At 52.9% G+C, this 25,337-nt stretch carries 19 protein-coding genes and 3 pseudogenes; 9 read left to right on the forward strand and 13 right to left on the reverse strand.

Annotation, left to right across the window (positions count from 1 at the left end):
• Window positions 1–4 precede the first annotated feature (4 nt).
• A complete protein-coding gene (leuS, locus tag ACFK9X_RS07615) occupies window positions 5–2,587 on the reverse strand; it encodes a leucine--tRNA ligase (protein WP_151116041.1) in 2,583 nt (860 codons plus the stop codon).
• A gap of 236 nt (window positions 2,588–2,823) precedes the next feature.
• Between leuS and ACFK9X_RS07620 the strand changes: the two genes are divergently transcribed.
• The 5 genes and pseudogenes from ACFK9X_RS07620 to ACFK9X_RS07640 all read left to right on the forward strand — a co-directional run bounded on the left by ACFK9X_RS07620 (window position 2,824) and on the right by ACFK9X_RS07640 (window position 7,918).
• Complete coding sequence (locus ACFK9X_RS07620) at window positions 2,824–3,165, forward strand: UxaA family hydrolase (protein ID WP_001574029.1); 342 nt, start codon at window positions 2,824–2,826, stop codon at window positions 3,163–3,165.
• A 16-nt stretch (window positions 3,166–3,181) separates the two neighbouring features.
• Window positions 3,182–4,354, forward strand: coding sequence for a UxaA family hydrolase (locus tag ACFK9X_RS07625; protein WP_001675440.1), 1,173 nt, complete (start codon window positions 3,182–3,184; stop codon window positions 4,352–4,354).
• Window positions 4,355–4,403: 49 nt separating this feature from the next.
• A pseudogene (locus tag ACFK9X_RS07630) lies at window positions 4,404–5,356 on the forward strand (2-keto-3-deoxygluconate permease 2).
• A gap of 67 nt (window positions 5,357–5,423) precedes the next feature.
• Window positions 5,424–7,352, forward strand: a complete 1,929-nt coding sequence (locus ACFK9X_RS07635; RefSeq protein ID WP_151116043.1) for a sigma-54-dependent Fis family transcriptional regulator — start codon at window positions 5,424–5,426, stop codon at window positions 7,350–7,352.
• A gap of 92 nt (window positions 7,353–7,444) precedes the next feature.
• The gene (locus ACFK9X_RS07640) at window positions 7,445–7,918 is read left to right on the forward strand and encodes a zinc ribbon-containing protein (RefSeq protein ID WP_151116045.1); all 474 of its coding nucleotides are present in this window, start codon (window positions 7,445–7,447) and stop codon (window positions 7,916–7,918) included.
• A 38-nt stretch (window positions 7,919–7,956) separates the two neighbouring features.
• Here ACFK9X_RS07640 and ACFK9X_RS07645 read toward each other — a convergent pair whose 3' ends face one another.
• Window positions 7,957–8,952, reverse strand: coding sequence for a tetratricopeptide repeat protein (locus ACFK9X_RS07645; RefSeq protein WP_001016629.1), 996 nt, complete (start codon window positions 8,950–8,952; stop codon window positions 7,957–7,959).
• A 124-nt stretch (window positions 8,953–9,076) separates the two neighbouring features.
• Between ACFK9X_RS07645 and ACFK9X_RS07650 the strand changes: the two genes are divergently transcribed.
• Genes ACFK9X_RS07650 through ACFK9X_RS07665 form a run of 4 tightly spaced genes read left to right on the forward strand, consistent with a single transcriptional unit; the run spans window position 9,077 to window position 13,390 of the window.
• Window positions 9,077–9,784 (forward strand): DUF1266 domain-containing protein, encoded by a 708-nt coding sequence (locus ACFK9X_RS07650; protein ID WP_151116047.1) that lies wholly within the window; start codon window positions 9,077–9,079, stop codon window positions 9,782–9,784.
• A complete protein-coding gene (locus tag ACFK9X_RS07655) occupies window positions 9,781–11,214 on the forward strand; it encodes a J domain-containing protein (RefSeq protein WP_151116049.1) in 1,434 nt (477 codons plus the stop codon). Before ACFK9X_RS07650 ends, ACFK9X_RS07655 begins: the two co-directional genes overlap by 4 nt.
• Window positions 11,215–11,225: 11 nt before the next feature.
• On the forward strand, window positions 11,226–11,921 hold the full coding sequence (locus tag ACFK9X_RS07660; RefSeq protein WP_000356624.1) for a DUF1266 domain-containing protein: 696 nt from the start codon (window positions 11,226–11,228) through the stop codon (window positions 11,919–11,921).
• Window positions 11,918–13,390: a J domain-containing protein gene (locus ACFK9X_RS07665; protein ID WP_001017760.1), complete on the forward strand. Its 1,473-nt coding sequence runs from the start codon at window positions 11,918–11,920 to the stop codon at window positions 13,388–13,390. Before ACFK9X_RS07660 ends, ACFK9X_RS07665 begins: the two co-directional genes overlap by 4 nt.
• Before the next feature lie 21 nt (window positions 13,391–13,411).
• Here ACFK9X_RS07665 and ACFK9X_RS07670 read toward each other — a convergent pair whose 3' ends face one another.
• From ACFK9X_RS07670 to ACFK9X_RS07720, 11 genes and pseudogenes are all read right to left on the reverse strand, one after another.
• A complete protein-coding gene (locus ACFK9X_RS07670) occupies window positions 13,412–15,109 on the reverse strand; it encodes a molecular chaperone HscC (RefSeq protein WP_151116051.1) in 1,698 nt (565 codons plus the stop codon).
• Window positions 15,110–15,184: 75 nt separating this feature from the next.
• Window positions 15,185–16,423: pseudogene (locus tag ACFK9X_RS07675) on the reverse strand (hypothetical protein).
• 31 nt (window positions 16,424–16,454) lie between these two features.
• Window positions 16,455–17,390: a pyrimidine-specific ribonucleoside hydrolase RihA gene (gene rihA, locus ACFK9X_RS07680; protein WP_151116053.1), complete on the reverse strand. Its 936-nt coding sequence runs from the start codon at window positions 17,388–17,390 to the stop codon at window positions 16,455–16,457.
• A 116-nt stretch (window positions 17,391–17,506) separates the two neighbouring features.
• On the reverse strand, window positions 17,507–18,232 hold the full coding sequence (gltL, locus tag ACFK9X_RS07685; protein ID WP_000631369.1) for a glutamate/aspartate ABC transporter ATP-binding protein GltL: 726 nt from the start codon (window positions 18,230–18,232) through the stop codon (window positions 17,507–17,509).
• Window positions 18,232–18,906, reverse strand: a complete 675-nt coding sequence (gene gltK, locus ACFK9X_RS07690; RefSeq protein WP_000272799.1) for a glutamate/aspartate ABC transporter permease GltK — start codon at window positions 18,904–18,906, stop codon at window positions 18,232–18,234. Before gltK ends, gltL begins: the two co-directional genes overlap by 1 nt.
• Window positions 18,906–19,646 carry a glutamate/aspartate ABC transporter permease GltJ gene (gene gltJ / locus ACFK9X_RS07695; protein ID WP_000020930.1) on the reverse strand — a complete coding sequence of 247 codons (741 nt, stop codon included), beginning with the start codon at window positions 19,644–19,646 and terminating at the stop codon, window positions 18,906–18,908. Before gltJ ends, gltK begins: the two co-directional genes overlap by 1 nt.
• A 158-nt stretch (window positions 19,647–19,804) precedes the next feature.
• A pseudogene (locus ACFK9X_RS07700) lies at window positions 19,805–20,713 on the reverse strand (amino acid ABC transporter substrate-binding protein).
• A gap of 354 nt (window positions 20,714–21,067) precedes the next feature.
• Complete coding sequence (lnt, locus tag ACFK9X_RS07705; protein WP_000853075.1) at window positions 21,068–22,606, reverse strand: apolipoprotein N-acyltransferase; 1,539 nt, start codon at window positions 22,604–22,606, stop codon at window positions 21,068–21,070.
• Between the two features lie 19 nt (window positions 22,607–22,625).
• Complete coding sequence (corC, locus tag ACFK9X_RS07710) at window positions 22,626–23,504, reverse strand: CNNM family magnesium/cobalt transport protein CorC (protein ID WP_001278612.1); 879 nt, start codon at window positions 23,502–23,504, stop codon at window positions 22,626–22,628.
• 157 nt (window positions 23,505–23,661) lie between these two features.
• Window positions 23,662–24,135, reverse strand: a complete 474-nt coding sequence (ybeY, locus tag ACFK9X_RS07715; protein WP_000084477.1) for an rRNA maturation RNase YbeY — start codon at window positions 24,133–24,135, stop codon at window positions 23,662–23,664.
• A complete protein-coding gene (locus tag ACFK9X_RS07720) occupies window positions 24,132–25,178 on the reverse strand; it encodes a PhoH family protein (RefSeq protein WP_001018045.1) in 1,047 nt (348 codons plus the stop codon). The genes ybeY and ACFK9X_RS07720 overlap by 4 nt, the downstream gene beginning before the upstream one ends.
• Between the last annotated feature and the right edge of the window lie 159 nt (window positions 25,179–25,337).

Here is a 25,337-nt window from a genome sequence, read left to right on the forward strand (position 1 = left end):
GCGCTTAGCCAACAACCAGATTGAGGAGTTTACCCGGAACGTAAATCACTTTACGCACGGTAACGCCATCAAGATATTTTGCCACCAGATGTTCCTGGCCTGCACGTTCACGCACCTGTTCTTCGGTGGCATCCACCGCAACGGTGATCTTACCGCGAACTTTACCGTTAACCTGCACGACAACCAGCGTGGTGTTTTCCACCATTGCCTGCTCGTCGGCTACCGGCCACGGCGCGTTGTCGATATCGCCTTCGCCACCCAGCTCCTGCCACAAGGTAAAGCAGACGTGCGGCGTGAACGGGTTAAGCATACGCACGACGGCCTGCAGCGCTTCCTGAAGCAGTGCGCGGTCTTGTTCGCCTTCCTGCGGGGCTTTCGCCAGTTTGTTCATCAACTCCATGATCGCCGCAATGGCGGTGTTGAACGTCTGACGGCGGCCGATATCATCGGTCACTTTGGCAATGGTTTTATGCACATCGCGACGCAGCGCTTTTTGATCTTCGCTCAGCGCATCGACGTTCAGCGCCGCGACAGGACCTTTAGCGGTGTGTTCGTAAACCAGCTTCCAGACGCGTTTAATAAAGCGGTTTGCGCCTTCTACGCCGGACTCCTGCCATTCCAGAGTCATATCCGCCGGAGAAGCGAACATCATAAACAGGCGTACCGTGTCCGCGCCATAACGTTCAACCATTACCTGCGGGTCGATACCGTTATTTTTCGACTTGGACATTTTACTCATGCCAGTGTAGACCAGCTCATGACCCGCTGCGTCTTTTGCTTTGACAATGCGGCCTTTTTCATCGCGCTCGACGATAGCGTCAACTGGCGAAACCCAGTTACGTTCGCCGTTCTCGCCGACATAATAGAACGCACCCGCCAGTACCATGCCCTGGCACAGCAACTGTTTAGCCGGCTCGTCAGAGGTGACCATGCCCGCATCGCGCATCAGCTTATGGAAGAAGCGGAAGTAGAGCAGGTGCATGATGGCATGTTCAATACCGCCGATGTAGATGTCGACCGGCAGCCAGTAGTTTGCCGCTTTCGAATCCAGCATTCCTTCCTGATACTGCGGGCAGGTGTAACGCGCGTAGTACCATGACGATTCCATAAAGGTGTCGAAGGTGTCGGTTTCACGCAGCGCCGGCATACCGTTAACGGTGGTTTTCGCCCACTCAGGATCGGCTTTAATCGGGCTGGTGATGCCGTCCATGACGACATCTTCCGGCAGAATAACCGGCAGTTGATCTTCCGGCGTCGGCAGCACGGTGCCGTCTTCCAGGGTGACCATCGGGATCGGCGCGCCCCAGTAACGCTGACGGGAAACGCCCCAGTCACGCAGACGATAGTTCACTTTACGTTCGCCGACGCCTTTTTCCGCCAGTTTATCGGCAATGGCGTTAAACGCCGCTTCAAAGGCCAGACCGTCGAACTCGCCGGAGTTAAACAGCACGCCTTTTTCGGTCAGCGCCTGTTCGGAAAGATCCGGCTCGGAACCGTCGGCGGCCAGAATCACCGGCTTGATGGTCAAACCGTATTTGGAGGCAAATTCGTAGTCGCGCTGATCGTGACCCGGAACGGCCATCACCGCGCCAGTGCCGTACTCCATCAGCACAAAGTTTGCCGCCCAGACCGGGATCTCTTCGCCAGTTAACGGATGAATCGCTTTATAGCCGGTGTCGACGCCTTTTTTCTCCATGGTCGCCATTTCGGCTTCGGCCACTTTGGTGTTACGGCATTCGTCGATGAACGCCGCCAGCTCGGCGTTATTCGCCGCCGCTTTTTGCGCCAGCGGATGACCGGCGGCCACTGCCAGGTAGGTGGCGCCCATAAAGGTATCCGGACGGGTGGTATAGACGGTCAGCGTGTTATCGTAACCCTTCACATCGAAGGTGATTTCCACGCCTTCAGAACGGCCAATCCAGTTGCGCTGCATCGTTTTTACGGTATCAGGCCAGTGGTCCAGCTTATCCAGATCGCGCAACAGCTCGTCTGCGTAAGCGGTGATTTTGATAAACCACTGTGGGATCTCTTTACGCTCAACTTTGGTGTCGCAGCGCCAGCAGCAGCCGTCGATCACCTGTTCGTTGGCGAGAACGGTCTGATCGTTCGGGCACCAGTTAACGGCAGAAGTCTTCTTGTACACCAGGCCTTTTTTATACAGCTCGGTGAAGAACTTCTGTTCCCAACGGTAGTATTCCGGGGTGCAGGTCGCGATTTCACGGCTCCAGTCATAGCCAAAACCCAGCGTTTTGAGCTGGTTTTTCATGTACGCGATGTTGTCGTACGTCCATGGCGCCGGCGCGGTGTTGTTCTTCACCGCCGCGCCTTCCGCCGGCAGGCCGAAGGCGTCCCAGCCGATTGGCTGCAGCACGTTTTTGCCCAGCATACGCTGGTAGCGGGCAACCACGTCGCCGATGGTGTAGTTACGTACGTGGCCCATGTGTAGTCGGCCAGAAGGATAGGGAAGCATCGACAGGCAGTAATACTTCTCTTTGCTCTCGTCTTCGGTCACTTCAAATGTGCGCTTCTCATCCCAGTGAAGCTGTACTTTGGATTCTATCTCTTCCGGGCGGTATTGCTCTTGCATGGTAGCCAGTAGTCCTGTTTTCGATACAGCTACAAATGTAGCTTTAGAGGTGGTGTTTAGATCCGCATAGCATAGCCCAAACACGCACGTCAAAACAGGGGGTAGAACATTTGTCGCGCCAGGCGTCCGTGAGGAGGTGACGCAAAATGCGACACGACTGAGGCAAATTACCGCAGTTCCTGTCACCGCCAGATCGGCCCATAAAAATAAAGTCATATAAAACATACAATTAAAAAATGGCACGCCTTTTGATTAGGGAGGACAGGACTAAAGCAAAGGAGTTAATCGTGAAAAAAAATGCAGTGGTGATTCACCCTCAGGATTGCGTCGCGACGGCTATTACGGCGCTCAAGGCCGGCGAAACCGCCACAATGTTCATTGGCGAACGCGAGATAAGCGTTGTGTTACATCAGGATGTGCCATTTGGCCACAAATTCGCCATCTGCGATGTGCCTTTTCATGGCGAAGTTTATAAATATGGCGAATCTATTGGCCGCGCCACTCAGGAAATAAAAAGTGGCGACTATGTGCACGTCCACAATGTGGAAAGCGAACGCGGACGTGGTGACTGGAAATAATATAAAACAAGGGAAAATGATTATGAGCAATGAGACTTTTTTGGGTTTCCGCCGCCCTGACGGCCGTTTTGGCATCCGTAATTATGTACTGATTTTACCTACCAGCGTTTGTGCGAATAAAGTTGCCCGGGATATTGCCCGGCAGGTAAAAGGCGCGACATGGGTGAATAACGATTTTGGCTGCTGCCAGGTAGCAGGCGATGCGCGTCTGACGGAAAAGACATTGATTAATGTGGCGAATAATCCCAACGTCGGCGCTATTGTGGTTGTGGGCTTAGGCTGTGAAGGCGCGGAGCCGCTGCGCATCGCAGAAGAGATTACCGCATTTGGCAAACCGACTTCCTGCATTACCATTCAGGAAGAGGGCGGCACGCTTAAATGTCAGGCCAGGGGGATTTCGCTGGCCCGCGACTATGCGCAACAACTCTCCATGCAAAAACCGCAGCAAGCGCCGGTTAGCGAGCTGCTGCTGGCGATGGAGTGCGGCGGGTCAGATACGACATCGGGGCTGGCGTCTAACCCTTCCTGCGGGGTCGCCTCGGATAAGCTGATACGCTGTGGCGGAAGCTCAATTCTTTCTGAAACGACGGAATTTATTGGCGCCGAGCATGTGATGGCGAAACGCGCGGTGACGCCGGAGGTTGGTCAACAGCTCATTGATTTAGTGGTCGGCTGCGAGGCGCGAGCAAAAGCGCTGGGCGAGGATATTCGCGGGGGACAGCCGACGCCGGGCAATATTAAAGGCGGGCTGACTACCATTGAAGAAAAATCGTTAGGCTGTATGCATAAAGCAGGTCATGCGCCGCTACAGGGCGTACTGGAATATGCCGATAGCCCAACGCATCCTGGCCTGTGGATTATGGATACCCCGGGGCAGGATATTGAATCTATTTCCGGCATGGTGGCGGGTGGAGCGCAGATCGTTATTTTTACTACCGGTCGCGGAACGCCTGCCGGTAACCCAATAGCGCCGGTAATAAAAATTACGGGTAATAAAGCAACGTGGGAAATGATGCAGGACAATATTGATATTGATGTGTCCGCCATTATGTCTGGCGAGGCTTCTATTACGCAAATGGGCGAGGAAATTTATCAGGAAATTTTACGCGTCGCGAATGGGAAAACGACTAAATCAGAAGATTTAGGTCATAACGAATTCTCTATTTATAAGATCGCGCCGACGTTCTGATACCAAATCGGGCAGCACAAGCTGTCCGGTTATCTCCTGGGAATAAGCTATGAAAATTAAAAAAACACTGGAACGTTTTCCTGGTGGTATGATGGTTGTACCGCTGATCATCGGCGCATTGTTTAAAACCTTTGCGCCGGAGGCGCTGGAAATAGGCGGTTTTGTCACCTCTATTTCGCATGGCGCAATGGCGATTTTAGGCATGTTTTTAGTCTGTATGGGCGCGGATATCCAGTTTAAAGCCGCGCCGAAAGCGCTGAAAAAAGGCGCTGCGATCACCTTTGCGAAATTTGCCAGCGGCGTGATTATTGGCATTCTGGTCGGAAAATTTTGCGGCCCGGATGGGTTATTAGGTCTGTCGGCTTTAGCGATTATTTCGGCGATGACCAACTCGAACAGTGGGTTATATGCCGCGTTGGTGGGGGAGTACGGCGATGAAACCGACGGCGGCGCGATTGCGGTAATATCGTTGAACGATGGTCCCTTTTTCACCATGCTGGCGTTAGGATCGGCAGGCATGGTGTCGATACCCTTTATGAATCTGGTGGCGGTTATTATTCCCATTATCATTGGCATGATTTTGGGTAATCTGGATGAGGACATGCGCAAGTTTCTTAAACAGGGCAGCGTGGTAACGATTCCTTTTTTGCCTTTGGGTTAGGATACGGTATTGATTTCGCAAGACTTATCACGGCAGGTTCTTCAGGCATTTTACTGGGACTCATGACGGTGGCGATTGGCGGATTTTTTAATATTTTCGCCGATCGTCTGACGGGAGGCAGCGGCGTGGCAGGCGCGGCGGTATCCACCACCTCTGGCAACGCTGTCGCGACGCCAGCGGCAATCGCGCTGCTCGATCCGCATTTTACCGACCTGGCGTCGACGGCGGCGGCGCAGGTGGCGGCCTCGACGATTATTACCGCTCTGTGCGCCCCCTTCCTGACCGTATGGATAAAAAAACGCTACGATCGTAAACTGAACCCAGCCGCCGCAGGCGGTTAGCGTTTCGGCGGAAAATAAATCACGACGGGCGGTCTCGCCCGTTCATAAACCAACAGGATGGTGAGTGATGAATAAGACGAAAGATATAGCCGCATCTCCTCTCTGTTTTGTCTCTCCTTACCCGCAACTGGCAAAGGCTGCCGAGGCGCTGGTCGCGCAGTTGGATTACGCCGTCACTATTCATCAAACGACGCTTAATCGTATCCTGGATGAGCTACCTTTATTAGAGTCCCGTGGGCACCAGGTACTGATTAGTCGTGGCGGCTGTGCGGAAATATTAAAAAAGCACAGTAAATTACCGGTAGTCGAAATTAAAATGTCCGGCTACGACATTCTTGATGCGCTTATCCCTTTTAAAGGACAAAAAGGCACTGTCGGTATTGTCGGCTTTTCCAGTGTGATCAAAGGATGCGCGCGCGTAGCGGAACAGTTAAATATTAACTATAAAATTTTTACCTTACAGGGAAATGATAAAGAAACGATTTCTTGCCTGAAGCAACAATTAGCGTCCACGCCATTAGATTGCATTGTTGGCGATACCGTTTGTCAGGATTATTTTTCACCGCTGGGCTCGCAATTCCGTTTACTTGATTCCAGCCCAGCCTCAATAACCGAAGCTCTGGAAGAAGCCCGCTCATTATATCTGGCTTTTCGCAGCCAATTACTCGAGCGTCATCATCTGCAGCTGATTCTCGATCAGTTTGATAAAGCTGTTATCACGCTTGATGATACCGGCGCGTTACTGCATTACAATAAATATGCGAGCCAACTTTTTAAAATTAACGCCTCCGGTGAGATTTATGACGCATCTTTCCTGAAACAGGTATTGCACCAGGAGCGGCATACATTACGTGAGGGAAAAACCGTCAGCGCGAAAGTCGTCGATACGCCGCAAGGCGCGATGGTGGTTAATCTGTATCCGGTATTTGCGGCCAGACAGTTAAGCCGGGTGGTGTTGACGATGCAAACCGTCTCCAGTTTACAGGGGGCGGAACATCATGTTCGCCGCCAGGAACTGTCTCGCCGCGGCTTGAGTGCCCGCTATCATTTCGACGATCTGCTTACCGAAAACCCGGAAATGCTGCGTCGTCTGGCGATCATTAAAAATTATGCCGGTACGGACGCGACTATCTTAATTAATGGCGAAAGCGGGACGGGAAAAGAGGTGCTGGCGCAAAGTATTCATAATGCCAGCCAACGCGTCAACGGCCCGTTTGTCGCCATTAACTGCGGCGCGATGGCCCCTCAGATTCTGGAGAGCGAACTCTTTGGCTATGTCGCCGGCGCATTTACCGGCGCGTCGCCGAAAGGCAAAATAGGCCTGTTTGAATTAGCGCACCACGGTACCATTTTTCTGGATGAGATTAGCGAGCTGGATAAACCGCTACAGACGCGCTTATTACGGGTATTGCAGGAGCGGCAGATTATGCGGCTGGGCTCAGACCAGATGATACCTGTTGATATTCGCGTGATTGCGGCGACCAATCAGACGTTAACGAAGCTCATTGCGGACGGGACATTTCGCGAAGATCTTTACTATCGGCTTAACGTATTAAAAGTGACCACCATCCCGCTACGCAAACGTCCGGAGGATATCAAAGCCATCGGCCTGTCGCTGCTTACTAGTTTCAGCCAGCATTATAAACGCCCGGCACTAACGTTAACCCCGGCGCTGTGGCAAGAGCTTCAGCGCTTCGCCTGGCCCGGAAACGTCAGGCAGTTAAGCAATATTATCGAACGGCTGGTGCTCTCTATTGATCACTCCCCGGCCACGCTGGATGAGGGACGCCTCTTGCTGGACGATCTGGAAGAGGGGAGCCGACGCGAGCCAAATACCTGCCACGACTGCCAGATGCTGGCTGGCGATTATAAAACTATTCGCCTGCGTATTCTGAGAAAATTATTAGAGGCGGAAAGGGATAATAAATCGTTAGTGGCGAAACGGTTAAATGTCGATCGTACCTCGCTGACGCGCTGGATACGCGAGTCGGCCTGACAAGAATTTACAGACTCTGTGGGCAGCCTTGCAAAGCGTAACGCAAATAACGTCTATTATTATAGGCAGTTAACGATCCAAGAGGTGAAGTGATGAACAAGGTTGCTCAATATTACCGTGAACTGGTGGCCTCATTAAGCGAGCGTTTACGCAATGGCGAGCGCGACATTGATGCGCTGGTGGAGCAGGCGCGCCAGCGCGTGATGCAAACAGGGGAGTTAACGCGAACCGAGGTGGACGAACTGACGCGCGCTGTCAGACGCGATCTGGAAGAGTTCGCCATGAACTACGAAGAGAGCCAGGACGATAGCGTCTTCTTGCGGGTGATTAAAGAGAGTCTCTGGCAGGAACTGGCGGACATTACCGACAAAACCCAGCTGGAATGGCGCGAGGTATTCCAGGATTTGAATCACCACGGCGTGTATCATAGTGGCGAAGTGGTGGGATTGGGGAATCTGGTGTGCGAGAAATGCCACTATCATCTGGCGGTTTACACGCCGGATGTGTTGCCGCTCTGCCCGAAGTGTGGCCACGATCAGTTCCAGCGCAGGCCGTTTGAGCCGTAAGGTTCATTATCGTGAGCGGACGGTTGCCGTCCGCCATGTTAAGCGTGCAGTTGGGCTTCCAGTTTGCGGATCTCTTCGTCGACGTTCCATTTGCCCGTGGGCTGTGCTTTTTTGAACCAGTAAAGCGCTTGTTGTAGGTCTTGTGCGGTACCGTATCCATCTCTGTACATGCATCCGAGGTTGTACCAGCCCGATGAATTGTTACATTCTGCTGATTTGTGGAACCATTCCAGTGCTAGTGAATAATTTTGCTCGACGCCATGACCGCATTTGTACATCCAGCCGATACTGTTATAGGCATCATCGTCACCCTGGTCTGCCGCTTTTCGAAACCAGTATATTGCCTGCTGGTAATCTTGTTTGATACCTTTTCCGATGTAATAACAATAGCCCATCTGATATTGCGAGTAGCTGCTCTCTTGTAGCGCGCTCTTCTTGTACCAAAGGGCGGCAAGGGATAAATTTTTTCGACATCCTTTCCCATTGCCATACATATACGCCAGTCTTTCCTGGCTGGCGCAATGGCCTTGTAATGCTGCCTGTTTAAACCAGTAGAGTGCCTGTGTATTATTTTGCTCTACGCCAGTTCCTGAATGATACATTCTCCCGAGATTATATTGCGCAAGGTTGTGGCTCTGTTCTGCTCCTTTGCGATACCAGGCAACGGCCTGGGCATAATCTGGAGCCATCCCGGTTTCTCCTTCCTGAACCCAGCCTAATGTGTTGAAAGCGTGTCGGTGTCCTTGCTGTGCGGCTTTTTCTGACCAGAATAAAGCCAGCGTATTATCTTTCATGTCGGTAGGCGTGTCTTTGTATCGTAAGCCGAGCCAATATTGCGCCTCGCAATGCCCTTGCTCGGCCGCCTGCTGTAGCCAATAAAAAGAGAGCTTATCCTCTTCGCTGCCATCTATACGTTCGTCATTATATAAACGGCCTAATATATATTGAGCTTCGCTATTTCCTGACTGCGCCAGTTCGGTTAATTGTGCTAAAGATACGTTGTCGCAGGGATGACTGGTTATGGAATGATTCATTTTTTAATTTATCCCGCCATTGTTTTTTAGATTAATAATATATTGCGATTTGGCTTTGTTGTACTCTATTTTAGTTTTCAATTGCGTTTTTATTTGTAGCGTGAATATATTTTGGCGATTTATTATGGATAAAGAATCACAATATTTACTCTTTGCACTTTCCTCGCCGATGGAAGTATTGAACGAGGACTGTTTACCTTCACATTCGTCACCGAAAATGTATTTAGGTGTAAAACGTTTCGATCTTGAATCGTCGTGGGGTATTGAAAATCGTGATGAGCAGCTTCAGACCATTTCCCGCATGACGGATGACGGTCATGCCACACAACTGGAATGGCTATATCGCCGCTGGTTTAGGTATGCGCCGCAGGAGTGGCAGGAGTATACCGACGCGCTGGACGAGGGAGATCGCATTTATGCCCGATTCGTCGCTGATACCGCCGTGTGTTGCGGCGAAGGTGGTATTCGCAGTTGGGATTATGTGCGGATGGGATTTCTCTGCCGCATGGGCGTGCTCAATGAATGGCTGACGGAAGAGGAGAGCCTGTGGCTGCAGTCGCGGATACAGCTTCGCGCGCTCAGCTATTATTCCGGCTGGTTGCCGTATTTCAGCGCTTATTACACCGGGCGTTTGTACTGGCAGTTACGGAATGGCGATAACCTACCGTTGCTACGCGAGACATTCGCCCGTAAGGAGTTTGATGACGCGGGGCGACGTATGATGAATAAGCTGATCGCAGGGAAGGACAGTTTTTACGCCACGCTGCCGTGGCGCTACCTGCCCCATTACCCTGAATGCCCGGACACGCTTCAGGAGGTGAGCGATCTATGAAAACCTGTTGGCAAGTCCTTGGCATTGAGGCCACCACGGATACCGACGCCATTCGTCAGGCTTATCTGGCGCTGCTGCCGTCATTTCATCCGGAAACCGATCCGCAGGGTTTTAAGCAATTGCGAGAAGCCTATGAGAATGCATTGCAGGGGACAACATCGCCCGCCATTACGGTGGTTGATGAGGATCCCGATACCCCGTGGGTGAATTATCTCAGGGAGATATTCGGTGATTTGCTGGCGGATGGCGAACGGCGCTTTCAGCCGCAGGCATGGCAGGAGTTTATCCAACAGATCAATAAATTATCGATTTTACAGGTCGAAAAATCGCGCTGGTGGCTGTGCGCTATCGCGATGAAGACCTTTCCTATTTCTTACTCGTGTCTGAAACTGCTGTCAGATCGCCTGGCTTGGGAACAGGGGAGTGATAATCGAGATGTCGATGCCGAGGAGGTGGAGGATCTTTTGTTTGAAATCCGCCGTGGCGACCTGTTTGATTATTCGCTATTGCTGCATTTGCCAGTGGCGGTACAAAACCAGACCATTGCTTTTTATGATGCCCTGGACAACACCTTTTTCGAGCATCCTCTCTATTTCGCCCAACTTATGGCGCAGCACGGCGCCTGGATTATCCCGGACAATCTACGCTTTCAACGACGTCTGTTACGCTGGTTCAGCACCTTGCACTGGGGTATTGCGGAGCTGCTGCCTGTCGCCCTGGCATGGCAGGAAGCCGAACCCGATAACGCAACGCCGGGTTATTACTACTTAGCCCAGCGCGTATTTTGCGGTGAAGGCGATAGCCTGCTGCCAGAACTTTACGCGCAGTGGTGGGCGTATCCTTCTACCCAGCTTGACGATCTGTTGCTGCGCTGGTGCCGTCAGCATCGACCGGACTTTTTCCCGCTGCTGGTGATGGCGGTTGAGGGGCGTGAGCAGGTGGATATTAACGCTGAACAGCTGCTGTATATTCCCGGCTCAAGCGCTCGTTCCTGCTTGCTGTGGGCCGAGGCGCTGCACAGCGGCGCATTATCGCCGCTAAGCGAAAGTTTTATTGCGCGGCGTTTGAATTATGGCGCGCCAGCGGTGAGTGAGGCGCATAGCCAGCATCCATACTGGCTGTTGTATCAGGTGGCGGATAGCCTGGCGTGCGCCGAGGAGCCGTCAGCGGCATTGTTACAGAGTCTGGTAACGAAGCTTGATGCGCCGGATATCTGCCCGTTGGAAGCGCTGGTTATTCGCGGGTTGCTGGGGCGGGCTGCGGCTGTCGCCACACCGTGTGAAGCTGTAGTCGCAGATGAAGAACCGGTGACGACGGTGACTTCGCCGAGTACGGAGGAATCTGGCGGCGGCTTTGGCCTCTGGCAGGTGATTAAAATCATTTTATTTATTGGCGTTGTCGGCCATGTATTACGCCAGTTTATGCATTAGGGATATCGAATATGGACAAGGAAGAACAATATTTACTTTTTGCGCTCTCCACGCCGATGGAGGTGCTATATATCGGCAATGAGCCTTCGCATACCTCTCCAGCAATGTATACCGGAATTCCTGCTGTCGATCTCTCCGATTCATGGGGGATTGATAACCGTGAAGATCTTATTCAAACCATCTATCGGATGACGGACGATGGTCATGCGGCAGATTTGGCTCCCTTTTATATCCGCTGGTTTACGCTATCTCCTCGTCAATGGCGCGAATTTACCGCGCAGTTTGGCGAGCAGGGCCAGATTTATGCGCGATTTGTTGCCGAAACCGCACTATGCTGCGGGCGCGGCGGCATTAAAGCCTGGGACTATGTGCGTATGGGGTTTTTATGCCGGATGGGGGTGTTGAATCAATGGCTGACGGAAGAGGAAAGCCTGTGGCTGCAATCGCGTATCTATGCGCGGGCGTACTATTTTTACGACGGTTGGACGCAATATTTTGCCGCCTATTCGTTGGGTCGGCTGTACTGGCAGGCTAAAGGGGACACCATACAGGCATATTTCGCTCACCTAAAGTACGACGCTTCAGGCGCGCGGATGTTTAATGAACTGGCCTCTACGACAGAGAGTTATTATGCGCAGCTACCGTGGCGTCCGCTCAACGAACAACCGACATGCCCGGAAACGCTTAAAGGAGTGAGCGATTTATGAATATCTGTTGGGAAATCCTGGGCATTGAACCTACCACCGATCTGGAATGTATCCGTCAGGCTTATCTTGCCCTGTTGCCCTCATTCCACCCTGAGAGCGATCCGCAGGGTTTTAAGCGATTGCGCCAGGCCTATGAAGAAGCGCAGCACTGGGCCGCCTCGCCTGCGGAGGACGCAAAAACGGAAGAGGTGGGCGACGAACATGAAATACTGGTGGCGTTCAGGGAATTGCTGGCATCAGAGCGCGATCGCTTTCAGCCCTCGGCATGGCAGAAATTTATTCAGCAATTGAACCAGTGTTCAATGGATGAGATAGATAAGCTGCGCTGGCAGTTGTGCGACATCGCCATGAAAACAGAAACGATCTCGCTGTCTTGCCTGGCATTGTTGGCGCAGCGTCTGAACTGGCAGCCGCAGGAAGCAGAAGATGATGCTGATGGAGAAGAGCTGGAAGCATTTCTGGAGACCGTAAAGCGGGGCGATGCGTTTGATCTGCTAAGTCTGGCCAAATTGCCTCTTGTTGTTCAAGACCAAACTGACGCCTACTTTTTTAAGCTTGAGCGTATCTGGCGCTTTTATCCCGAACATTTTGCCGACGCTCTGCAGGTTCAGGGAGCCTGGATAATTCCCGATGATAAACAGCTGCATCGTAAACTATTACACTGGTTTAGCGCCGAGCAGTGGGGCATGGCGGAACTGGTCGATATTGCTCGTCGCTGGCAGGCCGCGGAGCCGGATAACGAAGATGCGCACTATTACCTGTGCAAACAGCGTTTGCTCTGCGGTGAAGGGGAAAGCCTGTTGGCCGACCTTTGCGATTTCTGGCAGCGTTATCCCTCCACGCAGGCGGACGACCTGTTGCTGGGCTGGTGCCGCCAGCATCGGCCTGATTTCTTCCCGCTGGCGGTGATGGCGGTCGAAGCGCGCTGTATGGCGGATGCCGAATATGTCCCCGGTGAAAGCGCGCGCACGCGTTTACTGTGGGCCGACATTTTGCACAGCGGTAGGTTATCACCGCTGGGGCGTTCATTTGTTGACTCCCTGTTTTATAAGCGAAAAGCGATGGCGTGGGCAAATTCACGGCTGAGTACCCAGGGGGAACCCGAAACGCCGCTGTTGGATCTGTACCGGACGGCGGAGCAGGTGGTGCTGGAAGCGTTTCCCAAAGAAAAGCCCTTTTTTCGCCTGCTGATCCGGCTGGAGGAGGGGCAGTCCTGTCCGCTGGAGGCGCTGATAACGCAGGCATTGTCATCTAAAATCGCCATGAAGCCAGGCGATATTCGTGACAAAAAGGAGCTGGCGGAAGAGCTCAGGCTGGCGGCTGAGAAAGAAGAGACAAAATTGTCTTCTGAAGCGAAAACCGAAGCACCCCGTCAGGCGGAATCTGGCGGGGTGATGAAAATCATGAAGATTGTCGGTTTGATCGCGTTGATTGTCTGCGCGTTAAATCGATTCTTCCATTTTTTCTGAACAGGGGTAGTGAAAGCGCCGTTACGGCGCTTTCGGCTCGTCAATACCCAGATATTCACAGGCGCGACGGCGTACGTCATCGACACGCTGCATATCATTAGACAGCAGGGCCGCGTCGAAATCGGTAATAATCTCCCCCAGCATTTCGCGCTCATCGCCTAACGCGCGTGACCACTGCTCCTCTAACTGTGCTTTAAACGTCCGGTTAATCAGCATATCGCGGGGATAAATTTTCAGCGCCAGCAGCCGCTCGCGGCTGGCGTCGATTTGCTGCGTCGTCAGTGAGGTGGCATTGTGACTGATGATTCTGGATTCACTCTTGCCGTCTTCCAGCAGCACGTCAACTTCCAGCAGCACGTCAACTTCCAGCAGACCATTAATATCGTAGCTAAAACGAATATCAATGGCCTGAATGTGCCCGTTCGGCTTCAGCATGACGTCAAAAGAATCAATCAGGATATTATTTTTCACCTTATGGCTTTCGCCCTGGTATACCCTGACGCAAATAGAGTCCTGCTCAGGGTGCATGGTGGAGTACGTTTCCACTTTTGACACCGGAACGGTGGTATTGCGTTCAATGATGGGCGAGAAAATACCAGGCACTCCCTGTCGGTTGACTTCCACGCCCAGCGAGTAGGGGCAGATATCCGTGAGGATCACCTCTTCAACGTCTTCATGGCGCAGGCGACAGGCGGCCTGAGTTGCGGCGCCAAGCGCCACGATGGTGCTGGGATCGTAACTTTGATAGGGCAATTTACCGAATAAGCGCACCGCGATGCGTTGCACCAGCGGCATCTGTGACGCGCCGCCGACCAGCACCAGGCTGTCAATTTGCTCCGGTTTGAGTCGGGAGTCGCGCAGCGCCTGCTCAATGGTCGTGCGCAGCCGGTTGAGCAACGGTAGCCACAGGGCTTCCAGCTCATCGTCATAAAACGTGCTTTCCAGAACGCTCTCCTGATAAAGCCAGCTCATGCGCAGCGGGGAGCTGCTGGCGCATTTTGCGGCTTCAACACAGGCATACAGCGCAGCCAGATCGCTATCCGTCAGCGCTGATTTATCGAGGTTCCAGCGTTTCAGCACTTCATCAAGCAACAAATGCGTGAAATCTTCGCCGCCGAGGTAGTTATCGCCAGCGGAGGCGTGAACTTCGATAATCGGCGTAGCGTATTCCAGAACGGTCACATCAAAGGTTCCGCCCCCCAGATCGAAAACCAGCGAACGGCTGTTTTGCTGCGTATGCAGGCCATAAGCCATTGCCGCCGCCGTGGGTTCATTGATCAAACGCACGGCGTTTAACCCCGCAAGCTCAGCGGCAAGGCGTGTATGCTTCCGCTGCTCATCGCTGAAATAAGCCGGAACCGAGATCACGACGTCCTTGATTGGCTGCTGAAGGTAGTCTTCCGCATCTTCTTTCAGCGAGCGTAAAACCAGCGAAGATAATTCCGGCGCATTAAACGACTCTTCACCCAAATGCCAGTGAGTATTACTGCCCATTGCGCGTTTAAATAAGGCAGCGGTTTTATCTGGATGAGATGTTTTACGAGCTGCGGCAGGTTTTCCCACCAGAATTTGCTTATTTTCATCCATACTAATTATGGATGGTGTTAAATATTCACCAAATTTATTAGGTATTAATTGTGCGGCTCCGTCTTGCCAGACGGCGATTAAACTATTAGTGGTGCCGAGATCGATACCAATCGCTAACGTTGCATTATCCATTGCGTTTAATTTATCGGGAAAGAGAGTTTATAGAATAAAGAACACCACCCTCTGGCGTGGTGATCTTTATCAATGTCACGCCTGGCGAAAGTATTCATCCATAATGTTCGTCAACTCCGGGCGCTCGCCGTCATCATTGATGGCGAAATCGAGGAAAAAAGCATCGGCCTGTGGCGTGCGTTTCTGGGCCAGTAAACGAAACGCCAGCGGGTAGTGGCAAGCATAATCGGGGGTGCGAGTCAGAAAACGGACAAAATCAATCAACAAGGGGGAATGGGTATAAAACAGCGCGCGTAACAATACGGCGGGAAATCCCTCTTCGGTGATCCCTTGCGCCATGATTTTGTTGAGGCCGGCCTCGCTCAGATCGCCTGCGGCAATAATGTCTGCTCAGGCCGCAAGATTGGGATAATTCGCCGCGCAGTTAGCCAATGCGTTCGGCCAGTTGACGCGGGTATAACGTTCGTCATGGCGAGTAAAGTAATCCTCCCAAAGGGATGGCGGTAGTTTTTCGTACTGTATTTTCAGGGGGATGCGGCGCTGAAACTGGGCTTCTTCCAGGCGCTCGCCGTCATAAAATCGCAGGTATTGCTGTCGCGTCTCGTAGCATGTCATCGCCACCGGCTGGCTGATGACCCAGGTCTTCACGGGCCGGCCTTCCAGCGCGGCGGCGGTGGCTTTATGGTGACCATCAAGCAGGACGCAAAGCCAGCTGTCATTCATATACCAGGCCAGCGCGTGGCTCTCTGGCTTATCGCAGTAATACTCGGCGCGTTGTGGGTTAAATCGCGATGGGGGCTGGCCTAGCAGTAAAAAACAGGGTTCGCCGGACTGGTAGTGATAGTCCACGTCAGCAATCCACTGCCCTGTGGTCGCGGGATTCGGTTGTTTTTCGTTACCCACCGCCCAGAAAAAATGCCCGTTGCCATCCGTCGGATAAAGTTCGCGTTCTTCCAGCCGGTAATAGCCATCGGCAAAGAGTGAAAACAGCGGCGTCAGGGCGGTAAATGCTTCGTTCAACCCGACTCCTGGCTGATTCCACTCGGCAAGTGAGGATAAAAACTGCGCGGCGCCTTCATCATCATTGCTAAAACCGGCATAAACAAATTCTGCGCAGGTTGGGCACCAGGATTCAGAGAAAAAACGAATCAGCGGTGAGCCATGCCAGGAAAGCGTATGAATACCGGCGTCAGAGTCGGGAGCGTGGATAACGCAGGGACGAAGCAATGCTTTTCCGTTACGTACTGAAAACGTTATATGGGCTACATCGTGCTGTAGCAGGCTGATTTCAGGTCTATTGTTACGCCAAAACATCGCTGTTCATCCCTGGATTCTACTTTGCGCTTTATGCGTAGTATTGCAGCCGCTCCGCCAGCAAATCGACAAATCCCTGGCGGTCTACATCCACCATCACCGTCGCATTCGGCTTATTCCCCGTCAGGAAATAATAATCCACCACCGTCATCCCCTGGGTGTATTTCCCCTTGGTTTCCACGCCAACCCAACGCTTAACGGTGGTGAAAATCTCGGGTTTCAGCAGCCAGGCGATGGTGCACGGGTCGTGCAGCGGCGCGCCGACAAATCCCCATTTTTCGTCTTTGTGGTATTCAAAGAAGAAGTCGAGTAGTTCAGCCACGATCGTCGAAATTGGATTGCCGATGTCGCGGAAACGCTCGATATCGGCGGCGTGAATCTGCGCCTTATGGGTGACGTCCAGCCCGGCCATCACCACCGGAATGCCTGACTGGAAGACAATTTCTGCCGCTTCCGGATCGACGTAAATATTAAATTCCGCAGCGGGCGTCCAGTTACCCAGCGCCATCGCGCCGCCCATGATCACAATGCGGGCGATTTTCGTATGCAGTTCCGGATGGCTATTCAGCAGCAGCGCCACGTTGGTCTGTGGGCCAGTGGAGACGATGGTGACCGGCTGTGAGCTCTCGCGCAGTGTTTTTGCCATCAGCTCAACGGCAGTGCCGCTTTGCGGGGCGAATGACGGCTCGGGCAGCGCCGGGCCGTCAAGACCGCTTTCGCCGTGAACGTTATCAGCGATAATCAGTTCGCGCATGAGCGGTTTCACCGCGCCGCCCGCCACCGGAATATCCGGGCGTTTGAGCAGCGTCAGCATCCGCAGCACGTTGCGCAGGGTCTTCTCCGGCGTCTGGTTGCCGGCGGAAGAGGTGATCGCTTTCACTTCCAGTTCAGGGGAGGCGAGGGCGAGAACGAGGGCGATCGCGTCATCATGACCCGGATCGCAATCAATAATAATGGGCTGTGCCATAGCGGTTCCTTGTAAGCGGTACTTTGTGACAAGGTTAACGCCCGGCTGGATACGTTTCGAGAAGCGAAGAAGTAAAGCGTGAGATAGCGCGCACTCTGACGTGCGCGCCGGGAAGATTAGTGCAGGATTTTCGCAAGGAAGTCTTTTGCGCGATCGGAACTGGGGTTAGCGAAGAACTCCTCTTTTGGCGAATCTTCGACGATTTTACCTTCATCCATAAAGATCACCCGGTTAGCCACTTTACGGGCAAAGCCCATTTCGTGCGTCACCACCATCATGGTCATCCCTTCGTTCGCCAGTTCGACCATCACGTCCAGTACCTCGTTGATCATTTCCGGATCGAGTGCGGAAGTCGGTTCATCGAATAACATGGCAATGGGGTCCATACACAGCGCGCGGGCGATCGCCACGCGCTGCTGCTGGCCGCCGGAAAGCTGCGCCGGGAACTTGTTGGCATGCGCAGACAGGCCAACGCGCTCCAGCAGCTTCAGGCCTTTATCGCGGGCGGCGGCCTTATCGCGTTTCAGCACTTTCACCTGCGCCAGCGTCAGGTTTTCGATGATCGACAGGTGGGGAAACAGTTCGAAGTGCTGGAATACCATGCCTACGCGGGAACGCAGTTTCGCCAGATCGGTTTTTTTGTCGTTCACTATAATGCCGTTAACGGTAATTTCGCCTTTTTGCACCGGTTCCAGACCATTGACGGTCTTAATCAGCGTGGATTTACCGGAACCCGATGGCCCGCAGACTACCACCACCTCACCTTTTTTCACTTCTGTTGAACAATCGGTCAGCACCTGAAAGTGACCATACCATTTTGAAACATTTTTCAGGGTAATCATTAAACTGTCCTTTTCTTCAAATAGCTGACCAGCAACGACGCGCTCAGGCTGATAACAAAATAAACGGCGCCGGCGAACAGAATCATTTCGACCTGAGTACCGTCACGCTCGCCGATAGTCGACGCGGTGCGGAAGAAGTCCGCTAGGCTGAGTACATAAACTAAAGAGGTGTCCTGAAATAGCACGATGCCCTGCGTAAGCAACAGCGGCACCATCGCCCGAAACGCCTGCGGCAGAATAATGAGCTTCATCGACTGCCAGTGGGTCATCCCCAACGCCAGCGCGGCGCTGGACTGCCCGCGGGAAATACTTTGAATACCGGCGCGAATAATCTCGGAATAGTAGGCCGCTTCAAACATGGAGAATGCCACCATCGCGGAGATCAGGCGGATATCGGTTTTCGGCGATAGTCCCAGCACGTTTTGCAGAAAGCCGGGTACAATCAGATAGAACCACAGCAGCACCATCACCAACGGGATGGAACGGAAAACGTTAACATACGCTTTAGCAAACCAGGCGATAGGGGCAAAGCTTGAGAGGCGCATGACGGCCAGAATGGTTCCCCAGACTATCCCCACGACAACGGCGGTGACGGTGATCTTCAGCGTGATGACCAACCCGGCCAGCAGGTAAGGCAGTGAGGGGATAATCGAACTCCAGTCAAATTCGTACATTATTTGCTCCCCACGTTGCCCGGCAGGCGGACTTTGCGTTCAACCAGGCTCATGACCAGCATGATAACGGCGTTAATCAGCACATAGGCCAGCGTAATGGCGGTGAAGGATTCCCAGGCGTGCGCCGAGTAATCCAACAGTTTGCCTGCCTGCGCCGCCATATCCACCAGGCCGATGGTTGAGGCAATAGCCGAGTTTTTCACCAGGTTCATCATCTCTGACGTCATTGGCGGCACGATAACGCGATAGGCATTCGGCAGCAGGACATAGCGATAAGCCTGCGGCAGCGTTAGCCCCATCGCCAGCGCCGCGTTCTTCTGCCCGCGAGGCAGAGACTGAATCGCGGCGCGCACCTGTTCGCAAACGCGGGCGGCGGTAAACAGTCCCAGACAGATCATTGAGGAGAGGAAAAACTGAATATTGGGATCGAGTTCCGCCTTAAACCACATGCCAAGATCTTCCGGCAACAGTTCAGGCACCACCAGGTACCAGGTGAAGAATTGCACGATCAGCGGCACGTTGCGGAACAGTTCTACGTACAATGTGCCCAGTCCGGAGAGGAAACGGTTGGGAACGGTACGTAAAATGCCGAAAATAGATCCTACCAGGAAAGCGATAATCCAGGCGGTAATCGAAAGGGCTACGGTGACCTGAAAACCACTCCATAGCCAGCCGAGATAGGTGGTATTGCCGAAGGGGGCTTCCTGTAAAAAAATACCCCAGTTCCAGTCTATTGACATACATCTACTCCGAAAAAAAGGGTAGCAGCGCTACCCTCGAAGATTGTTGCCCGGCGATCTGCGGTTTCAGGCCCGATGGGGAACGACCATCAGGCTTATAGTCTGTCCGTGCTGAGCGACAATCGAGAGGACAGGAGTCCCGTCCCATTTAGTTTTAGTTAGTTAAGCGCTTTATCATTCGGTGCTTTGAACAGGGCTTTCATCTCGTCAGACAACTCGAAATTCATGTTCAGGTTTTTCGGTGGGATCGGATTTTTAAACCACTTATCAAACCACTTTTCCGCTTCGCCGGAGGTTTGCGCCTGAGCGATGGTATCGTCCATCAGCTTTTTAAACTCAGGGTCGTTTTTACGCAGCATACAGCCGTAGGCTTCCTAGGACTGCGGTTTACCGACAATCTCCCAGTTATCCGGTTTCTTGGCTTTGGCGCGCTCGCCGGCCAGCAGCGCGTCATCCATCATAAAGGCGACGGCGCGACCGCTTTCCAGGGTGCGGAACGAGTCACCGTGGTCTTTCGCGCTAATAATACGCATCCCCATCTTTTGCTCTTCGTTAAGCTTATGCAGCAGAATTTCAGAGGTCGTCCCGGAGGTGACGACGACCGCTTTGCCTTTCAGATCCGGGAAATCTTTAATATCGCCGCCTTTTTTAGTCAGCAGTCGCGTCCCGACGACGAAAATCGTATCGGAGAAAGCGGCCTGTTTCTGGCGCTCAAGGTTGTTAGTCGTTGAACCACATTCAAAATCGAAGGTTCCGTTTTGCAACAGCGGAATACGGTTTTGCGAGGTGATCGGGATCAGCTTCACCGGCAGATCGGGCTTGTTAAGTTTCTTTTTTACCGCTTCCACAATGGCGTTGGAGTAGTCCTGGGAATAGCCGACCACTTTCTGCTGGTTGTCGTAATAAGAAAAGGGCACAGAAGATTCGCGATGCCCGACGACGATCACGCCATTTTTAGCGATCTTGTCCAGGGTGCTACCAGCGGCAGGCGCGCCATCTTCTGCGTGCGCAAGGCCCGCAGACAGTCCCATGACCAGCATTGCTGTGGTTAGCTTACGTAATTGCATATCCAACTCCTTTATCATCTGCGCCGTCGACGCATTGATAGCTATTGTGATGTTGTTATTGCCTGCAACTTGCGCGTGCAGTGTTATGTGTGTTTGTTAACATTTAGCGTGGCTTGTTGTAAATATTTTGCTGCGATATTGTTTATTTTTGCGAAGTGCGCCGCACCGTTCAGAGGCAAAAATCCTACATTGCACCGTTCAGGTGCTACCGATGATCGTTTTTGGTGCGACCCGGTTGCACAAGCAGCCAGAACAGGTTTGCCATGTTTAACAAAGCAATAGACGTGCCAGAATGAGGGAAAAAGGAGGATTTTCAGGCCGGATAAATGAAGCGCTATCCGGCCTGGGGAGAGATTATTTCCGTCTTTGTCGCAGACTCATCACTACCGCGCCAAAAGCAAACAGCGCGGTCAGTACCCATAGCGGCCAGTTGCCGGTACGGGCATAGGGAGTTAACCCCGTGGTTGGCGTGACATTGGTGGTCAGTACCTGGCGTGTGAACTGCGGGATCATCGCCTGAATTTCGCCCTGCGGGCCAATCACCGCCGTAATACCGTTATTAGTACTGCGCAGTAACGGACGCGCCAGCTCCAGCGAACGCATCCGCGCCATCTGGAAATGTTGCCACGGGCCAATGGACTTACCAAACCAGGCGTCGTTAGAAATCGTCAGCAGGTAGTCGGTGTCCGGGCGGAAGTTATCTCGCACCTGCTCGCCAAGAATAATTTCATAACAGATTGCCGCCGTCAGCTTATAGTCGTGCGCATGTAACTGCGGCTGGATATAAGGGCCGCGGCTAAAGGAGGACATGGGCAGATCGAAGAACGGCGCCAGCGGACGCAGGATAGACTCCAGCGGAACGAACTCGCCAAAGGGCACAAGGTGATTTTTATTGTAGCGATTGGGCGAGTCATAACTGTATGGATTATCCTTGCCCAACGTAATAATCGTATTGTAGGTGTCGTATCGATTCTGTTTATTGAGACGCGCATCGACAATACCGGTGATCAGCGTGCTATTTTTTTCGCGTAACATCTCGTCCAGCGAACGAAGGAAAGGCTGCTGATTGATTTCGAGATCCGGAATCGCCGACTCAGGCCAGATAATAATCTGTGATTTGCCTAACTCTGGGCGAGTTTCGTTGAGATAAATTTTTAGCGTATTCAGTAGCTGGTTTTCGTCCCACTTCAGCGACTGCGGGATATCGCCCTGCACCAGCGATACCTGGGTCGCTTTGGCCGGTTCCAGCGTAAACCACTGGATATAACGTAGCGGAAAGGGCAAAGCAAACAGAATCACGGCGACAGCCAGCGGACGCCAGTTCCGCGTCGCCAGTGCCAGCGCTAACAGGCCGCTGACCATCATCAGCAGGAAGTTGATCGCTTCGACGCCCATTACCGGCGCCAGGCCTTTTAGCGGGCCATCGACCTGACTATAGCCAAATTGCAGCCAGGGGAAGCCGGTCAGCACCCAGCCGCGTAAAAATTCGGTGATTTGCCATACTGCAGGCGCGGCGATAGCGACGCGCAGCCAGTTGGTTTTTGGCCACAGGCGCGACAAAATCCCGGCAAACAGTCCGGTATACAGCGAGAGATAAGCTGCAAGCAGCACCACCAGAAAAACGTTAACCGGGCCCGGCATGCCGCCAAACTGCGCGATACTGACATAAACCCAGTTAATCCCGCTACCGAAAAGTCCGAGTCCCCAGCAATAGCCGATGGCGGCAGACTGGAGCGGGCGGCGATTAAACGTTAAGGCCTGCAGCCCGATAAGCGACACTATCGCTGCGGGCCAGACGTCATACGGAGAGAAAGCCAGTGTTCCGCAGGCGCCGAATAATAACGCCAGCAGCAGGCGAATACGCTGGCGTTCAATTAACGAGGCAAATGCCATTTTTAGTCCACTATTGCTGTTATTCGTCCAGTTTTGGCTGGGGCGAGTCATCCGGGATCCTGACATGCACCTGAATAATACGACGACTATCGGCCATCGCCACTTTGAACTGGTAACCATCAATGTCAATGGTTTCGCCGCGGGCCGGTAAATGGCCGAATGCCTGCATCACCAGTCCGCCGATGGTATCGACTTCTTCATCGCTGAAGTGGGTGCCGAAAGCGTCATTGAAGTCTTCAATCGACGCCAGCGCGCGAATCGTCCAGGTATGGCGGCTAAGCTGACGGAAGTCGATATCGTCTTCTTCGTCATACTCATCTTCAATTTCACCGACAATCAGTTCGAGGATGTCTTCGATAGTTACCAGGCCGGAAACGCCGCCAAACTCATCAATCACGATCGCCATATGGTAGCGCTGGGAGCGGAATTCCTTGAGCATACGGTCAACCCGTTTGCTTTCCGGTACGACAACCGCGGGGCGTAACACTTTGTCCATGCTGAAGGCTTCGGCATCGCTGCGCATAAACGGCAGCAAATCTTTGGCCATCAGAATCCCTTCAATGTGATCTTTATCTTCGCTGATCACCGGAAAACGCGAGTGGGCGGACTCGATGATAACATCGAGACATTCGTCCAGCGTCTGGTTGCGTTTCAGGGTAATCATCTGGGAGCGCGGGATCATAATATCGCGAACGCGCTGGTCGGCGATGTCCATTACGCCTTCGAGCATATCGCGCGTATCTTCATCGATAAGCTCGTTCTGCCCGGAATCACGGATCAGCGCCAGCAACTCATCACGGTTTTTAGGTTCACCGTGGAAAAGCTGGCTGAGTAGCAGGGAAAAAAATCCCTTTTTACTGTTTACTGTGTCACTACTGTGTGAATTGTCGTCGCTCATGGCGTCGTATGGGTTCTCATGTTAGTTAATACAAAGCTCGTCATGCGTATACTCAGCTGTGACGGCATGTTTTGCCTGATGGCGCTACGCTTATCAGGCCTACAAAAGGCATGAATGTAGGCCGGATAAGGCGCAAGCGCCGCCATCCGGCAAGCTACTATTCTGCAATCTTCTCGGCAATGTACGGATCCTCATAGCCCATAGCAAGCATAATCTCCGTTTCGAGAGACTCCATCTCTTCCGCTTCGTCATCGTCGATATGATCGTAACCCAGCAAATGCAGGCTACCGTGCACGACCATGTGCGCCCAGTGCGCCTCCAGCGGCTTGCTCTGTTCCTGCGCTTCCTGCTCCACGACCTGACGGCAAATAATCAGATCGCCCAGTAGCGGCATTTCAATGCCGGGGGGCGCTTCAAACGGGAAGGAGAGAACATTAGTGGGTTTATCTTTCCCGCGGTACGTCAAATTAAGGTCGTGGCTTTCGGCCTCATCCACCAGACGGATTGTGACTTCCGCCTCTTCCTGAAACTGCGGAATAACGCCGTCCAGCCAGCGTTGAAACTGAGCTTCATCCGGCAGGCCCGCGTGGTTTTCACAGGCCAACTGTAAATCGAGGATCACCTGGCTCATTTCTGTTCCTGCTCCTGGGCTTCACGCTTACGCTCCGCCGCCAACGCCGCTTTTCGTTTTTGTTCTGCCTCTTCCCAGGCTTCATAGGCGTTCACAATGCGGGCAACGACCGGATGGCGCACCACGTCTTCGCTGTGGAAGAAGTTGAAACTGATTTCATCGACTTCCGCCAGCACTTCAATGGCATGACGCAAGCCGGATTTGGTGTTGCGTGGCAGGTCAATCTGCGTCACGTCGCCGGTGATCACCGCTTTCGAGTTAAAGCCGATACGCGTCAGGAACATCTTCATCTGTTCGATAGTGGTGTTCTGGCTTTCATCCAGAATGATAAAGGCGTCGTTTAATGTGCGTCCGCGCATATAGGCCAGCGGCGCGACTTCAATCACATTGCGTTCAATCAGCTTCTCGACTTTTTCAAAGCCGAGCATTTCGAACAGCGCGTCATACAGCGGACGCAGGTATGGGTCCACCTTCTGACTTAAATCGCCTGGCAGAAAGCCGAGTTTTTCGCCCGCTTCCACCGCCGGACGGGTCAGCAGAATACGGCGAATCTCCTGACGCTCCAGGGCGTCTACCGCAGCGGCGACCGCAAGATAAGTTTTACCGGTACCCGCCGGGCCGACGCCAAAGGTAATATCATGATCGAGAATATTGGCGATGTACTGCGCCTGGTTCGGGGTACGCGGTTTAATCACGCCGCGCTTGGTTTTGATATTGATCGCTTTGCCATAGTCAGGCACGCTTTCCGCGCTCTGTTCCAGCACCCGCGCTTCTTTGATCGCCAGATGAATTTGTTCCGGTTCGATATCCTGAGTCTGGCCGCGCATCGGTGCGGTATCGACATACAGACTTCGCAAAATATCTGTCGCCGCGGTCACGCAAATCGGACGACCGGTCAGTTTAAAGTGATTGTCACGGCGGTTGATTTCAATACCGAGACGACGTTCGAGCTGTTTAATATTGTCATCAAACGGCCCGCAAAGGCTCAACAGACGGGCGTTGTCTGCGGGCTCAAGGGTAATTTCGCGAGTGTCTATATTCAAACTGTTCCTCTTGTGTCTGTATCGCCGGACGCTGAACATTTACCGGCATCTAAGGAAATTATTCACGCCATAGGGAAAAGGCGCAAGCATTGCAATGAAGATGGGGATGAAGAGGGAAAATTGCAAGGCCCGTCGGGCGACAGGCCATGACCAGGAAGC

This window comes from Salmonella sp. WC3, from assembly GCF_042932255.1.
Taxonomy (GTDB): domain Bacteria; phylum Pseudomonadota; class Gammaproteobacteria; order Enterobacterales; family Enterobacteriaceae; genus Salmonella; species Salmonella enterica.